The sequence below is a fragment of the Butyricicoccus pullicaecorum DSM 23266 genome, assembly GCF_900167005.1.
Taxonomy (GTDB): domain Bacteria; phylum Bacillota; class Clostridia; order Oscillospirales; family Butyricicoccaceae; genus Butyricicoccus; species Butyricicoccus pullicaecorum.
In genome coordinates, this window is the sequence record NZ_FUXW01000008.1 from 42,070 (window position 1) to 56,421 (window position 14,352).

The 14,352-nt window shown below is 58.3% G+C and carries 16 protein-coding genes; 11 read left to right on the plus strand and 5 right to left on the minus strand.

Going from position 1 to position 14,352, the window contains the following annotated elements; translation table 11 throughout:
- Positions 1–118 precede the first annotated feature (118 nt).
- Positions 119–460 carry an arsenate reductase family protein gene (locus B5D52_RS11700; protein ID WP_016148825.1) on the plus strand — a complete coding sequence of 114 codons (342 nt, stop codon included), beginning with the start codon at positions 119–121 and terminating at the stop codon, positions 458–460.
- A gap of 190 nt (positions 461–650) precedes the next feature.
- The gene (locus B5D52_RS11705; protein ID WP_016148824.1) at positions 651–1,067 is read left to right on the plus strand and encodes a helix-turn-helix domain-containing protein; all 417 of its coding nucleotides are present in this window, start codon (positions 651–653) and stop codon (positions 1,065–1,067) included.
- A gap of 124 nt (positions 1,068–1,191) precedes the next feature.
- Here the strand turns inward: B5D52_RS11705 and B5D52_RS11710 are convergent, their stop codons facing one another.
- The 5 genes from B5D52_RS11710 to B5D52_RS11730 all read right to left on the minus strand — a co-directional run bounded on the left by B5D52_RS11710 (position 1,192) and on the right by B5D52_RS11730 (position 3,924).
- Positions 1,192–1,692 (minus strand): hypothetical protein, encoded by a 501-nt coding sequence (locus B5D52_RS11710; RefSeq protein ID WP_016148823.1) that lies wholly within the window; start codon positions 1,690–1,692, stop codon positions 1,192–1,194.
- 144 nt (positions 1,693–1,836) lie between these two features.
- Positions 1,837–2,046, minus strand: coding sequence for a PspC domain-containing protein (locus tag B5D52_RS11715; RefSeq protein WP_016148822.1), 210 nt, complete (start codon positions 2,044–2,046; stop codon positions 1,837–1,839).
- A gap of 32 nt (positions 2,047–2,078) precedes the next feature.
- Entirely contained in the window at positions 2,079–2,942 is an 864-nt protein-coding gene (locus B5D52_RS11720) for a DUF4097 family beta strand repeat-containing protein (protein ID WP_016148821.1), read from the minus strand.
- Between the two features lie 2 nt (positions 2,943–2,944).
- Positions 2,945–3,610, minus strand: coding sequence for a DUF1700 domain-containing protein (locus B5D52_RS11725; RefSeq protein WP_016148820.1), 666 nt, complete (start codon positions 3,608–3,610; stop codon positions 2,945–2,947).
- Positions 3,607–3,924, minus strand: a complete 318-nt coding sequence (locus tag B5D52_RS11730; RefSeq protein ID WP_016148819.1) for a PadR family transcriptional regulator — start codon at positions 3,922–3,924, stop codon at positions 3,607–3,609. Before B5D52_RS11730 ends, B5D52_RS11725 begins: the two co-directional genes overlap by 4 nt.
- Positions 3,925–4,154: 230 nt before the next feature.
- On the opposite strand from B5D52_RS11730, the gene B5D52_RS11735 reads away from it, so the two are divergent.
- The 9 genes from B5D52_RS11735 (at position 4,155) to B5D52_RS11775 (ending at position 14,269) form a co-directional block, all read left to right on the plus strand.
- Positions 4,155–5,225: a D-alanine--D-alanine ligase family protein gene (locus tag B5D52_RS11735; RefSeq protein ID WP_016148818.1), complete on the plus strand. Its 1,071-nt coding sequence runs from the start codon at positions 4,155–4,157 to the stop codon at positions 5,223–5,225.
- A complete protein-coding gene (gene murI / locus B5D52_RS11740; RefSeq protein WP_016148817.1) occupies positions 5,218–6,018 on the plus strand; it encodes a glutamate racemase in 801 nt (266 codons plus the stop codon). The genes B5D52_RS11735 and murI overlap by 8 nt, the downstream gene beginning before the upstream one ends.
- A 459-nt stretch (positions 6,019–6,477) precedes the next feature.
- On the plus strand, positions 6,478–6,918 hold the full coding sequence (locus tag B5D52_RS11745; protein ID WP_016148816.1) for a YwiB family protein: 441 nt from the start codon (positions 6,478–6,480) through the stop codon (positions 6,916–6,918).
- Positions 6,919–6,964: 46 nt separating this feature from the next.
- Complete coding sequence (argS, locus tag B5D52_RS11750) at positions 6,965–8,659, plus strand: arginine--tRNA ligase (protein WP_016148815.1); 1,695 nt, start codon at positions 6,965–6,967, stop codon at positions 8,657–8,659.
- 74 nt (positions 8,660–8,733) lie between these two features.
- Positions 8,734–10,209, plus strand: a complete 1,476-nt coding sequence (locus B5D52_RS11755) for a S41 family peptidase (RefSeq protein ID WP_016148814.1) — start codon at positions 8,734–8,736, stop codon at positions 10,207–10,209.
- Positions 10,187–11,254: a hypothetical protein gene (locus tag B5D52_RS11760; protein WP_040333025.1), complete on the plus strand. Its 1,068-nt coding sequence runs from the start codon at positions 10,187–10,189 to the stop codon at positions 11,252–11,254. The genes B5D52_RS11755 and B5D52_RS11760 overlap by 23 nt, the downstream gene beginning before the upstream one ends.
- A gap of 384 nt (positions 11,255–11,638) precedes the next feature.
- Positions 11,639–12,601, plus strand: coding sequence for a 50S ribosomal protein L11 methyltransferase (gene prmA, locus B5D52_RS11765; protein ID WP_016148812.1), 963 nt, complete (start codon positions 11,639–11,641; stop codon positions 12,599–12,601).
- A 111-nt stretch (positions 12,602–12,712) separates the two neighbouring features.
- Positions 12,713–13,444 carry a 16S rRNA (uracil(1498)-N(3))-methyltransferase gene (locus B5D52_RS11770; RefSeq protein ID WP_016148811.1) on the plus strand — a complete coding sequence of 244 codons (732 nt, stop codon included), beginning with the start codon at positions 12,713–12,715 and terminating at the stop codon, positions 13,442–13,444.
- Positions 13,445–13,465: 21 nt separating this feature from the next.
- Entirely contained in the window at positions 13,466–14,269 is an 804-nt protein-coding gene (locus B5D52_RS11775) for a hypothetical protein (protein WP_016148810.1), read from the plus strand.
- The last annotated feature ends 83 nt before the right edge of the window (positions 14,270–14,352 follow it).

The window sequence follows — 14,352 nt, forward strand, 5'->3', positions numbered from 1 at the left end:
CACAGATTTCAGTAAAAAAGGTGACAAAAAGGTTAAATAACCGAAAAAGGGGTTTCTTTTGAAACAATAATTTGCTATAATGAGACAACACAATGGGAGACAGGAGGTTAGACCTCTTATGAATATTCAAATTTTTGGAAAAAGTAAGTCGTTTGACACAAAAAAAGCTGAGAGATGGTTCAAAGAACGCGGAATTAAGTTCCAGTCGATCGATCTTGCGCGGTACGGCATGTCGCGTGGCGAATTCGACAGCGTAAAGCGTGCAGTTGGATCGATCGAGGCGCTGATCGACGAGAAGGCCAAGGGAGCAGCGGCGCTCAAGTATCTGGCTTACGAGTCGGACAGGGAAGAAAAACTGCTCGAAGAACCCGCGCTGCTGCGCGCACCGATCGTGCGCAACGGCAAACAGGCGACCGTGGGATATGCGCCTGACGTGTGGGAAATGTGGACAAAGGGATAATCAAACGAACAAATTATACAATTTGTAATCGTTTGCAAAGGGGACCGATTTGCGTAGCGGCAGGAAAAAATCGGTGGTATGCTTGGTAAAAGAATCAGACCATAAAAATCAAGCGAAGATGGCATCATAAATACAGAAGATAGGCAATGCCCGATGCGTGTGAGGCAATTTGGGCAGGTAGGAGGTATCTATGCTGTTTACGGAGCTGAAAAAGATTCAAGATAACGATATTGAACAGACACTGGCCGAGAAGCTGGAAGCGCGGGGCATTGACCCGTCGATCTTGCAGCAGGAACTCGGAGGCACCGAGGTAACGGTTGAGCAGTTGATTTCCGAGGTGGTCGAGGGACTGATCGCGCAGGCAGCCGATGCCAACCGCGAGAGCTTCCGCGCACGCCAGCGCAAGGGCTTTGAGCAGGCGCAGGCAGCGGGCAAGTCGGTCGGCCGTCCGTCGCGCAAATCGCCCGAATCCTTCCGTCAGGTGCAGCAGATGTACGAGACGCACGAGATCAGCGGCACACAGGCGGCAGCTTTGCTAGGGGTTGCACGCGGTACATTTTATCGCTGGCTGAAGGAAGCGCAGGAGGGTGCACCGCAGTCGCCGTGACATAAAAAAGAGGGTACGTTCGTACCCTCGTCTTTCGCTCCCAGCATGGAAACTGAGATGAATGTTTTGATTCCGCTTCCCGTATTGGAACCGGTCAGGCCGTTCCGTATGGAGCGGTCTTTTTTTATTCTGCCTGCGATTCGGTGGACTGTGCAGCAGCTTCTGCGGCTTCGGCCTCAGCCTTTGCCTTGGCCTGCAGGCGCTTGGTGGCGTATGCACCGATCAGGTAGCCGATGACCGCACCGACGATGCCGGGAATCGAGGAGGTGGTGACCTCACGGCCGGTGATGATGCCGAACAGACCGGTCACCAGCAGACCGCCGCCGTAGCCGAAGCAGATACCGTAGAGGGCAAGGCGATAGACGCCGAACACCTTGTCGCAGTAGGGCGGGGTGTTGTCGACTTCCTCTTCGACTACTTCGTCGTCTTCTTCCTCATCATCGTCCTCTTCGTCCTCGTCGTATTCCTCGCTCTCGGGGACTTTATCCTCACGCAGCGTGACAGCCTGCTCGGTCGGCTCGGCCTGCTCTGCGGGGGTGTCGTCGACGGGTGCGGTCATTTCGTCTGCCTGCACGGCATCGGTGCTGACCGTCTCGTCGGTTTCTCTCAGGATTTTCTCTTCCATTCTCTCGTAACCGTCCTTTCCGGGGATTGCCTTTATTGTAGCACAGACCAAGGCGAAAATCATCAACAAATTGCAAATAGGGCGGTATTTTGACGACAAAAAAGCCTGCCGCAGGAGGGCGGCAGGCTGGGGAAACAGGGGAGATCAAGGCTCATCGGGCATAACCACAGCGGCGAGAATATAGAGAATGATGCCGGTGGAGAAGCCGAGCACGGCGAGGGCGATGAAGGCCAGACGGACAAGGGTGGAGTCCAGACCGAAATAGTCTGCCAGACCGCCGCAAACACCGCAGATTTTGCGGTCGACCGCCGAGCGATACAGACGCTTGGGGGTATTGTTTTTGTTGTCGTTCATGGAAAAACGCTCCTTTCCGCGTTTGAGTTGTGTTAAGCTTGGGTGGTCAGGTTGATGGAACCCATACCGCACGCAAGGTTCAGATGACGCGAACCGCTGCCGGCTGCGACCTCACCCGCGATGCCCTCGGTCAGCGTGATGCCGTTTGCCGTGACGCTGCCCATACCCGAGGTGACATCATAGCGGTAGTCGCTCCAGCCGCCGCCCAGCTTGACATCGGCCGAGCCTGCGCCGACGGTCAGTTCCAGTTCTTCCGCATCGAGCGCGTCAGCGGTCAGACTGCCCGCACCTACATTGACTTCGATCTCGTCAGCGCCCAGCGCACACAGCGCAGCCGAGGCCGCGCCGATGTTCAGCTCAACCTGTTCGGGACGGAAATTCTGGGGCAGGGTGATGGTGACCTTGCGGTCTTCCTGCTTACTTTGCCGGTCTTCGTAAAAAATATTCCACGTATCGCCGTCGACCCAGTTGGTCAGCGCGTCCAGACCGGTGCCCGAGATGGAAAACTGGTCGTCCTGCCCGCGCACGATGGTGTATTCTCCGCGTCCGAGGCTGAATGCCAGATTTTTGGTGCGGTTGTCGGTGAAGGCGGTCTCACCGTTCTGCATGGAGCCGGTGTGCTCGGATTCCGGGTGATGACCGACCGCGTCCCGCGCATCGTCCAGTGCATCGCGTGCATCATCCAGCGCGTCGCGGGCCGCGTCCTTGGCATCGTTCACGATATCGCCGCGTTCATTTTGCCAGCTGCTCCAGCCGATGCTGAACGCCTCGCGGAAGGGGTGAAGCGCACCATTGTACCAGGCCGAGTAGACCGAGCCGCCCATGGCGTGACCGGCGGCGAACAGGATACCGCCGAGGATGAGTACCACGACGGCGAGTTTTGCCAAAAATTTCATGTTCACGCACCTCGATTCAGACAGTTACGGATTTTTTCAATCGGCCAGCGGACGAGGGCGACCAGTCCGCGAATGATGGGAGGGACGAAGAGGATACACAGCTTGATGACCAGCAGCACGAGCAGCAGACCGACCGCGCCGACGGCCAGACCGGCGCCCAGCGTCGCGAGGGCAGAAGCCGGGGTTGCCCAGAGCAGGAAGGAGAACAGCACGAGCGCACCGCCGCCGATCAGGGTGGCAGCCGGGACGGCGACCACGCAGGCGGCAATGCCGATGACCAGACCGACGACCGCGAGGATGATGGCACCGATGACGGTGATGGCGACCGGGCCGAAGATCAGGGCGAGCAGCACGATGCAGGCCAGCATCCAGGGATTGATTCCCTTTTTGCGGGGCTTGCCGTCCCGGCCGAGCGGGACACCGTCCACGGTCTGCGCTTTTTCCTCCTCAAAGCGCTCGGGACGACGGCGGGCAACGCCGGTGTAGTCGCGCAGGATGGCTTCTGCGACCTGCTCGGGAGGCCCCAGCTGCTCGATGACCTGGGCTGCGTTTTCATCCCCCGCGTCCAGGAAATAGTCCTCATAGTAGCGCATGGCGCTGTCGATTTCGTCGTCCGGCAGGACGGCGAGCGCCGCGCGCAGCGCCTGTAAGTATTCGTATGCGTTCATTTGGAACTCCCTCCAAAAAAGACAGATTCGATCTTGTCGCGGTAGTCAGCCCAGTCGGACAGATATTGCATCAGCTGCATGCGGCCGATGGGCGTGATTTTGTAGTAGCGCCGCATACGGCCATCGACGGCCTGATCGTAGGTCTCGAGTGCGCCCGCCTTGAGCAGACGGCGCAGAACCGGATATAAGGTAGAATCGGAAACGTCGCAAACCTTGCGGATGTCCTGCGTGATTTTGTAGCCATAAGTCCCCTCACGGGAGACGACAGACAGCACGATTGCATCGAGCAGGGCGGCAGAGATGGGGAAAGACACGGCTCACACCTCCTTACTTGTTGTATAATACTATACGGCATATAATATTGCGTGTCAAGAGGCATAGAGTGGATTTACAAATCGTTCACAGCTGTGCCGCAGGGTGCACAAGGGAGGCGAGCGACACAGAGCACTTTTCGGAAGACTTTTTATGCAAATCGTTTGTATTTCCTTCTGGTTTATCGTATAATAAATACTGAGTAAATATGTAAAAGAGGGTTTGGAAAAACATGTTAAAACTTGCGGTTTTATTCGGCGGACTGTCGAACGAGCATAGCATTTCTCTGTTGTCTTCGGCTTCCATCCTGCGGAACGTCGACCGAAACAAATATGACCTTGCAGTGATCGGTATTACCCGCGACGGCGCGTGGTTCCTGTACGAAAATGCCGACCCGGACAAGATCGAGAGCGGAGCATGGGAGAAAGAACCAGGCCTGCGCCGTGCGCTGCTGTCGCCCGACCGCGAGACCCACGGCATCATCCTGCCCGAGACCGGCGAGACCATGCGCATTGATGTTTGCTTCCCGGTGCTGCACGGCATGGGCGGCGAGGACGGAACCATTCAGGGCCTGCTGACCCTTGCGGGCATTCCGTTTGTCGGCCCGGGCGTTGCCGCTTCGGCAAACTCGATGGATAAGAGCCTGACCAAGATCATCGTCGATACCACCGGCGTGCGTCAGGCCGATTACTACATCGCGCTGCGTCCCGACTACGAGAAGAACGCACAGGCAGTCGCTCGCGCAGCGGCTGAAAAGCTCAAAAATACCTATCCGATGTTCGTCAAGCCTTGCTCGTCCGGCTCATCGGTCGGCGTTGCCCGTGCGGACGATTTTGACACCCTGGTTTCCGGCCTGGCTGAGGCATTCCGCTGGGATACCAAGGTACTGGTTGAGGAGTTTATCGACGGACACGAGGTCGAGTGCGCGGTACTGGGCAATATCGACCCGGTCGCATCGACCGTCGGCGAGATCGCTCCGACCCAGACGTTCTACACCTTCGACGCAAAGTATAACGACGAGACTTCGGCGCTGTACATCCCGGCGCATATCTCTGAGGAAGCCATCGAGACCGTGCGCAAGAACGCTGTCCGCGTCTATACCGCGCTGGGCTGCCGCGGCCTGTCGCGTGTCGACTTCTTCTGTACTTATAAGGATAACGAGATCGTGTTCAACGAGATCAATACCATTCCGGGCTTTACCAGCATTTCGATGTACCCCAAGCTGTTCGAGCATGCCGGCCTGTCCTATCCGGCACTGATCGACCGCCTGATCGAGCTGGCGCTGGAGGAAGCACATGGATAACCGTCCCATCGGGGTCTTTGACTCGGGCGTGGGCGGCCTGACCGCCGTGCGCCGCCTGCACGAGATTTTACCGCACGAGGATATCATCTACTTTGGCGATACCGGACGCGTGCCTTACGGTACGCGCTCGGCCGAGACTATCTTAAAATATACCCGTCAGGACGTGCGCTTTCTGCGCAAGTTCGACATCAAGGCGATTGTCGTCGCGTGCAATACCGTGTCGGCCACCGCACTGGACATCGTCGCAAACGAGACCGACGTTCCCATGATCGGCGTGGTCTGGCCGGCATGCGCCGCCGCTCGCGCTGCGACTAAGACCGGCCGGATCGGCGTTATCGGCACCCCGGCGACCGTCCGTTCGGGCGTGTACGATCGTATGCTCAAGGCCGCCGACCCAAACCTCGCGGTGTTCATGCAGCCCTGCCCGCTGCTTGTCCCGCTGGTGGAAAACGGTCGTGTGCATTGCGGCGATATCGTTGCCGAGACCGTGGTGCGCGAGTATCTGGCACCCATTAAGGCACAAAACGTCGATACTTTGATTCTGGCTTGTACCCATTATCCCTTGCTGAGCGAAGTGGTTGCCGCGGAAATGGGCGAAAACGTGACGCTGATCGACTCGGGCGCTGCTGCTGCCGAGAGCGTCCGCGGCATGTTGGTTCCGGCAGAGGAACGACAGGGAAAAACCCGGTATTTCGTGTCCGATGACCCGCAGGGCTTTAATCAGCTCGCACCGGGATTTTTGAACGGAAGCCTGGATTTCCCCGCGGAACAGGTCGATATCGACGCATATTAAGCAAAACCACCGCACCCCTTACTGAAAGTTTCGCCAGCCTTTTCAAAGGCTGCGGGTTCTCAGGGCAGAGCCCTGAGCCGCGCTCCGCAGAGCGCGGAATCCCCACTTGAAACCCGGTGTCCGACCCGGGTTTCAACTGAACTCTCGTTCAAAGCGCGTCCGCAGACGCGCAAGACTCTTTTGATTCCGGCCAAAGCCGGAATCAACTAAAAAAATAAATTCGTTGATTCCCGGGCCGAATCCCGGGAATCAAAAAGAGGTTCCGCGTCACACTCATTTAATCCGCGCACGGCGCGGGAATGAGGATAGTGGCCTACGGGCTGCGGGACGCGGCTTAGGGCGCTGCCCTAAGGACCTGCAAACCTTTGAAAAGGTTTGATCCAAACTTCATTTCGGCTGCGGCCGGGATTCCCTTATCTTTTTTCCCTTTGACTCATACACAGAGAGGAGGAGACAACCATGGAAAATATCAAGAAAGACGTCTGGCTGTCCATCCATTCAACCCAGTGTTTTGAAGGCTGCGATCAGGAAGAAATCAATCTGGTCACCGCCGCACGTTTGTATCGCCGCAACGGTAAGTATTACATCGCCTACGACGAGAGCGAGATTACCGGTCTTGAGGGCACGCGCACCACGCTCAAGCTCGACGGTAAGACGGTCTCCATGATTCGCACCGGCACCTGCCCGTCCGAGATGCTGTTTTTGGAGAACCAGCGCCACGTCGGTCTGTACCAGACCCCGATGGGTATGTCGGTCACCATTTCCACCCATACGTCGCGCATTCGCAACACGATTGGCGAGAACGGTGGAGAGCTGGCGATTGATTACACGGTCGAGGTCGACCACAATCTTGCAGGCAGCCATCACTTTGAGCTGACCGTTGCTACCCAACCCATGTAAATACAAAAAGAAATAAAAAATAAGAATATTACGGAGTGTATTATCTATGAACCTGTTAGACACCGCACGTCAGGCCGCTGCCGACGTCGTCAAGGCCGCATACGACAAGGCAGTCGCTGCCGGAACCCTGCCGCAGGCCGAGCTGCCGCCGGTTGCTGTTGAGATGCCCAAGGATGCCGCAAACGGCGACTGGGCTTCCACCTTCGCAATGCAGTGCGCAAAGCCGCTGCGCATGGCGCCCCGCAAGATTGCCGAGGCAATTGTAGAAAATCTGTCGCTGGACGGCACCTGCTTCGAGAAGATCGAGATCGCAGGCCCCGGCTTCCTGAACTTTACCTTGAATCCTGCTTGGTATCAGGACGCAGTCCGTGCCGTTGAGACCTGCGGCGCAGACTACGGCAAGACCAAGGCTGAAAAGCCCGAAAAGATCATGGTCGAGTTCGTATCGGCCAACCCGACCGGTCCGATGCACATGGGCAACGCACGCGGCGGCGTTCTGGGCGACTGCCTGGCCGAGGTACTGGCATGGGCAGGCAACGACGTGACCCGTGAGTTCTACATCAACGATGCCGGCAATCAGGTGGACAAGTTTGCGCACTCGGTTGAGGGTCGTTACATTCAGGAGCTCAAGGGCGAGGACGCAATCGAGTTCGACCCGTCTTGGTATCAGGGCGCGGACATCCGCGAGCTGGCGCACGATCTGGTTCTGATGCACGGCGACAAGCTGCTGGACATGACCCCCGAGGAGCGTTTTGACGCAATCGTCGGCTACGGTCTGCCGCACAACATCGAAAAGATGCAGAAGGATCTCGAGCGCTATAAGATTCACTACGACGTATGGTTCCGTGAGTCCACCCTGCACGACTCTGGCGCGGTTGCCGAGACCGTTCAGATGCTGACTGACGCAGGCGTAACCTACGAGCAGGACGGCGCACTGTGGCTCAAGTCCACCGCATTCGGTGCAGACAAGGACGACGTTCTGCGCCGTGCGAACGGTTTCTACACCTATTTTGCAGCTGATATCGCATACCATCGCAACAAGTTCGTCACCCGTGGCTTTGACCGCGTGATTAACATTTGGGGCGCTGACCACCATGGTCATGTCGCTCGTCTCCAGCGTGCACTCGATGCACTGGGTCTGGACGGCTCGAACCGTCTGGAGATCGTGCTCATGCAGCTCGTTCGCATGATGCAGGGCGGTGAGGTTGTCCGTATGTCCAAGCGTACCGGCAAGAGCCTGACCCTGTCCGACCTGCTCGACGAGATTCCGGTTGACGCAGCGCGTTTCTTCTTCAACTCCCGTGCCGCTGAGACCCAGATGGAGTTCGACCTTGACCTGGCTGTTAAGCAGGACTCCGAGAACCCGCTGTACTACGTCCAGTACGCGCATGCGCGTATCTGCTCGGTACTGCGCAACGCAGCCGAGAACGGCGTATCCGTGCCCAAGGCTGCTGATGTTGACCTGACCGTGCTGACCCACGCAGACGAGAAGGCACTGATCAAGGCTATCGCCCTGCTGCCCGAGGAGATTCGTGAGGCTGCGCTGTCGCGTGACCCGTCCAAGCTCAACAAGTACGGCGTCATGCTGGCGGCTCAGTTCCACAGATTCTATAACGCTTGCCGCATTATGGATGCCGAGCCGGCTGTGCGCGACGCCCGCCTGTGCCTGTGTCAGGCGACCGTGCAGACCATCAAGAACGTGCTGGGCATCATCGGTGTAGACGCACCCGAAAAGATGTAAGCAAAGGCCGGGCGCGGCCTTCGCGCCCGATTCACCCAAGGAACTCTGGTATCCGCCGTGAAAGGAGCGTATCTTTGAAGCGAATCCTGCAAACCTGTATGGCAGTCGTGCTGTGTCTGACCATTTTGACCGGACAGGCGGCAGCGCTCACCGCATCCGAGCGTTTTCGCCGCGCCGCCGACATCATCAACGAGCGCGGACTGATTGCCGAACAGTCACCCATTCCGCAGGAAACCATAGACGAGGACGCGGTTTATCTGGAAGACAACCCGGACGCGCTTTCCAACATCTTAAACGACATTCTGAGCGGCATGGACGCGCATTCCATGTACCTGACCGCGGAGGAGTACCAAGCCGGATTTTCCACCCTGTCGGGCTACGCGGGCATCGGCATCGCGGTAGCGCAGACCGATGACGGGCTGATCATCCGCGAGGTCGTGCGCCACTCACCGGCAGCCGAAGCGGGCATGCAGGTAGATGACCGCCTGATCGCGATTGACGGCAAGGACGTGACGCAGACCCCGCTGAGCGAGATCGGCACGCTGCTGCAAGGCGAGACCGGCAGCACCGTGCGCGTGACGGTCGAGCGGGACGGTAAAAAAGTAGATTTTTCCCTGATTCGTGAGACCATCCTGAGTGAAAACGTGTCTGCCCGTCAGGCTGCACCCGGCGTGGAATATATCGCAATCAGCGCGTTTTCGTCCATGAATGACGCGGAGGATTTCGAGGAGATCTGGAACGGACTGGACGAAAAAGAGACCAAAGCGGTCATTTTGGACCTCAGAGACAACGGCGGCGGCATGATCGACGCAGCGCTTGCCATGCTCGACCTGATGATCGAACCCAAGACCAAGATCGCCACCATGCACTACCGCGAAGATCAGGGCGGCGATGAAGTTTACTATTCCACCGGCGGCGGTCTGCCGCTCAATAAGATCACTGTGCTGGTTAATGGCAATACTGCCTCGGCAGCCGAGCTCATGGCGGGCGTGCTGCACGAGGTCGGCGGCGCAACGCTGGTCGGAAGCAAGACATACGGCAAGGGTCAGGGACAGTACCATCTGAAGCTGGACGGCGACTATCTGGTGCTGACCTGTCTGGAAATGCTGCTGCCGGGGTCGGGCGGCTGGGAAGGCAAGGGACTGACCCCGGACGTGGAAGCGCACGCGCTGCGCACCATCCGGGGATACCTCAAGGACGCCGCCCCGCTGGACGAGACCAAACCGGTGCGCTACGGCGAGCAGAGTGCGCAGGCAAAGGCGGTCTGCCAGCGCCTGCACGCTTTGGGCTACCTTGCCGAACCGACCGACGTACTCGATACCCCTGCACTCGGCGCACTGCGCCGGTTCCAGACGGATGCCGGACTGGGCACCCGCCTGAACGCGGATACCGATACGCTGCAGGCGCTGAGCCTTGCCTGTGAGAGCGCATCGAGCCGCGGACGCATGATAGATGACGTGTATTATACGGCGCTTGCCCTGTGCACCGAGGCGGCACAGAAGCCGCTGCGCTACGAGCCGCAGGCAGATGGCAGCTGGCGCGCCGCCTGACACCAAGGAGGAGACCATGGAACCCATTCCCTTATCCGGTGGACAGCTTATCCTGACCAATCCGGACGATCACACCCTGCTTGCGCGTGACCCGTCGCTGATCGGCGGCGCACTGGCGCACGATCTGGACACCCTGCAGAAAATGCGTATGACCTGCCCGGAAGTACCGGTGGGACTGGCGGCGGCTTGCCCGCCGCTGCCCGAAGATCGCGACGTACCCCTGTGCGAGCGCTACATCCGCACCTGCCGCGCGGCATTTAAGCCGTTTGTGCAGGAACGCCCGGCGTTTTACTACCTGCACGGTGCGGAGAACTTCCGTGCCCTGCGCGCCGCCGTGCTGGCGATGACCGATCTTTCGGGCGCAGCCCTCATGGCCGAACTGCCGGTCGACGCGGACGGACGCATGGAGGACGGCACCGACGTGCTGGCCGCCGTGGCGGTCCTGCAGCGCATCGGCGTGTCGACCATCATCCTGACCGCTGAGGAATCCCAGGATCTGACCGACGCATTGCGTATCATCGCGCCCTATGCGCGGGTCTCGCTGGGTGTCAGATGCCCGGCTGTCTGGCTGCTGCGCGATATGGAGCTGCCCAACGTCGAGCTGTTCGTTCCGCTGCCGCACGAACGCGCCAGACGTCTGGCCGATCTGGTGCGCACCAGACCGCATGGCCGCACGGTCATCCCGCGCGAGGTAGACGACGTGGCACTGGTGTCCGATGGCAGAGACGCACACTTTATCGACTGGACGACGGGTATTTCGGACGAAATTCCGTGCGATCACGAACTGGACGAGCGTCTGATTGAACTCGAGGACGAAGCCCCGGCAGCGTTTAAACTGCTCATCGAAGAGGAAGAGGACGTTATCACACTGGAAGAGAATCTGTATATGATCACTCGCCCGGTGTGCCTGTGCGCCCAGTCGCCCGAACTCTTGGAAAAGGCGCTGCGCGTGTATGCGGGTCTGGCATTGTATGACGGAACCTGGGAACAGGAAGAGCGGATTTTGAAGTATTTTACTGAGAAATATGGCTTGATTTGCATGTAAAGATAAGCACCGCACCCCTTACTAAAAGTTTCGCCAGCCTTTTCAAAGGCTGCGGGTTCTCAGGGCAGAGCCCTGAGTCGCCCGTCGCAACGGGCGAAATTCCCCATTGAAACCCGGTGTGCGACCCGGGTTTCAACAAAACTCTCGTTCAAAGCGCTCGCCGCAGCGAGCAAGATTCTTTTGATTCCGGCTCTAGCCGGAATCAACTAAAAAAAGAAATTGGTTGATTCCCGGGTCGAATCCCGGGAATCAAAAGGGGAGTTTCGAGCCTGCGGGCTCGACCAGGTTCCACCTGGACGGGCTCAAGGGACCCGTCCCTTGAGAATCCCGTTCTCGCCTGCGGGCGGGATTACCTTACCTTCTCACATCAAAAGGAGAAACCACATGGATTGGATTGAAGTGACGATTTTCACCACGACGGCGGGCATTGACCCGGTCGAGGGTGTGCTCGAAGACCTCGGCATTGAGGGCTATGCGCTGGAAGATGCCGCGGATTTCGAGGAATTTTTACAGGATACCGAGATTTACTGGGATTATGTAGACGAGAAGCTGTGCGAGGAGCTGCGCGGACAGGAGACCAAGCTCAAGGTCTACATTGAGGACTCGGACGACGGCAGAGCGCAGATTGCAGCGCTCAATGACCGTCTGGCCGCACTCAAGGCGACTGATACCGACGACGTACTCGGCAGACTGGTGACCGACCAGAGCGTGACCCGTCAGGAAGACTGGGAATGGGGCTGGAAGCAGTATTTTAAGCCCTTCCCGGTGGGTGAAAAGTTCCTGATCAAGCCGTCGTGGGAGACCGTAGACGATCCCGGCGCACGTCAGATTCTGGAGATCGACCCGGCGTCCTCGTTCGGCACCGGTACCCATGACACCACCCAGCTGTGCATCACCATGCTGGAAAAGACGGTCAAGGGCGGCGAAAAGCTGCTGGATATGGGCACCGGTTCGGGTATTCTGGCCATTGCAGCCGGTATGCTGGGTGCAAACCCCGAAGTCGCAGTCGATATCGACGAGCACTGTCTGACCTGCGCACTGGAGAACGCCGAGCGCAACGGCGTGACCATTAAAAAGACCCTGCACGGCGACGCGCTGCGCGATGACAAGCTGGCCGAGGAGATCGGCGGCGGCTATGACATTATCTGCGCGAATATCGTTGCCGATATCATCATCGGCATGGCGCCCATGTTCTTTGAAAAGCTCAAAGAGGGCGGCACGCTCATCACCTCGGGTATCATCGAGGAGCGTGCAGACGAGGTCGGACAGGCGCTCGAACAGGCTGGATTCCGCCTCACAGACCGTCAGATCTCGAACGGCTGGGCAGCCTTTACCGCGGTACGATAAGACCGATTTTGGCAGTTCTCGGGCTGCTTTCGACGAAATTTGCCCTAGACAAGTGTGCGGGAGTTTGCTAAAATGGTTTGAGAATAGCGAAAGAGAGAGAGGGGGATCGCCTTGCCGAGATTTTTTGTAGACGGGGCATGCGACGGGGATACGATCGAGCTTACCGGCGATGACGCACACCACATCACGCGTGTTCTGCGCATGAAGCCGGGCGAAGCCCTGACCGTGTGCGACGGTGCGGGAACCGATTATCATTGTACCCTGACCGATACCGCAGGCGGTACGGCAGTTTGCCGCGTGGACGCACGCGAAGCCTCGCGTGGCGAGCCGAACGTTTTCGTGACCCTATATATGGCGCTGCCCAAGGGCGATAAGATGGATTTCATCGTCCAGAAGGCGGTCGAGCTCGGCGCGTGCCGGGTCGTGCCCTACGTGGGCGCACGCAGCGTGTCGCGTCCGGACGGAAAAGCGCTGCAGAAGAAGATCGAGCGCTGGCGCAAGATCGCACGGGAAGCCGCACAGCAGTGCGGCCGTGGCCGCGTGCCCGAGGTAGGGGAGTGCGTCTCCTTTGCCGAGGCGGTGCGCATGGCGAGCGAGAGCGATCTGCCCTTGTTTTTGTATGAGAGTGAGCAGGAAAACAGCCTGCGCGCGGTGCTGACCGCGCATTCCTTTGCCTCAGCCGCCCTGATGGTCGGCCCGGAGGGTGGATTTGCGGATGAGGAAGCCCGGGACGCTGTCCAGGGCGGTCTTGCGTCCGTATCCTTAGGCCCGCGCATTCTGCGCTGTGAGACCGCGCCCTTGGCTGCGATCACTGCGGTGCTGTACGAGAGCGGCAATCTATGAAAGTATTAGGAGTTGATTTTTTTGGCTGCACAGATGCCTGAAAAGAATAGCAAACAGACGATACCCGGCAAGACCGATCCCAAGAGAAGCGAATACATCACCAATAAGGTGCTTCTGGTGTTCTCGGGCTGCCTGCTGGGTGTACTCGGACTGATGTTTCTCAACAATGTGCTGGGATACTCGGTGTACTGGGAGATCGGCCTCGCGGCAATCGGGGTTATGCGCATTGTAGGCGTCGTGCTTGCGGTCATCGGCGTGCTCCTGGTACTGCGTGAGAAGAAGCGCGGATTTGATATGTCCTATCGCGTGTTCAAGGGCAGTACCTTGGTCGTATTCGGCATTGCGCTGGCGATCGTGTTCTCGATCATCGACTATAACGCTGCGACCGGTATCCACTTCCTGTACGTTGCACTTCCGGCATACGCCTTCGCGTATCTGATTTACCACTCCTACCAGCCTGAGTTCTTCATCATCGCGATGGACTGCGCAGCGGCAGCGGGTGCGATTGCAGCCGGACAGACGGCTGTGGGCGAGAACTATAAGAAGATCCTGCTTGCGGGCGTGCTGGTGCTGTACGTCTTGCAGATCATCGGCGTTGCAAAGGTCAAGAGCGATCTCGGCCGTATCCGCCTGGGCGACAAGCGCCGCTATGTGTTTGACTTCTCGCGCAATGCGTACGTGATGATGTTCCTGACTCCGGTAATCATGGGCGCTGTCTCGGCGGCAGGCCTCATGCTGACCGGCCGCGTGCCGTTCGGCTGCATGGTAGCCGCAGGCGCATACTTCTTCATTACCGCGGTCTATTACACCGTCAAGCTGGTGTGATAAATCGCCCTTGGAAAGACCCTGTTTGGAGCGCAAAAAGCGCTCCAAAATTCTTTTCAAAAAAATAAAAAAAGGTGTTGACA

What these genes read in the sequence shown, in the direction of transcription:
- B5D52_RS11700 (WP_016148825.1), top strand. Translation starts at nt 119, where the DNA reads ATGAATATTCAAATTTTTGGAAAAAGTAAGTCGTTTGACACAAAAAAA.
- B5D52_RS11705 (WP_016148824.1), top strand. Translation starts at nt 651, where the DNA reads ATGCTGTTTACGGAGCTGAAAAAGATTCAAGATAACGATATTGAACAG.
- B5D52_RS11710 (WP_016148823.1), bottom strand. Translation starts at nt 1,692, where the DNA reads ATGGAAGAGAAAATCCTGAGAGAAACCGACGAGACGGTCAGCACCGAT.
- B5D52_RS11715 (WP_016148822.1), bottom strand. Translation starts at nt 2,046, where the DNA reads ATGAACGACAACAAAAACAATACCCCCAAGCGTCTGTATCGCTCGGCG.
- B5D52_RS11720 (WP_016148821.1), bottom strand. Translation starts at nt 2,942, where the DNA reads ATGAAATTTTTGGCAAAACTCGCCGTCGTGGTACTCATCCTCGGCGGT.
- B5D52_RS11725 (WP_016148820.1), bottom strand. Translation starts at nt 3,610, where the DNA reads ATGAACGCATACGAATACTTACAGGCGCTGCGCGCGGCGCTCGCCGTC.
- B5D52_RS11735 (WP_016148818.1), top strand. Translation starts at nt 4,155, where the DNA reads ATGTTAAAACTTGCGGTTTTATTCGGCGGACTGTCGAACGAGCATAGC.
- murI (WP_016148817.1), top strand. Translation starts at nt 5,218, where the DNA reads ATGGATAACCGTCCCATCGGGGTCTTTGACTCGGGCGTGGGCGGCCTG.
- B5D52_RS11745 (WP_016148816.1), top strand. Translation starts at nt 6,478, where the DNA reads ATGGAAAATATCAAGAAAGACGTCTGGCTGTCCATCCATTCAACCCAG.
- argS (WP_016148815.1), top strand. Translation starts at nt 6,965, where the DNA reads ATGAACCTGTTAGACACCGCACGTCAGGCCGCTGCCGACGTCGTCAAG.
- B5D52_RS11760 (WP_040333025.1), top strand. Translation starts at nt 10,187, where the DNA reads ATGGCAGCTGGCGCGCCGCCTGACACCAAGGAGGAGACCATGGAACCC.
- prmA (WP_016148812.1), top strand. Translation starts at nt 11,639, where the DNA reads ATGGATTGGATTGAAGTGACGATTTTCACCACGACGGCGGGCATTGAC.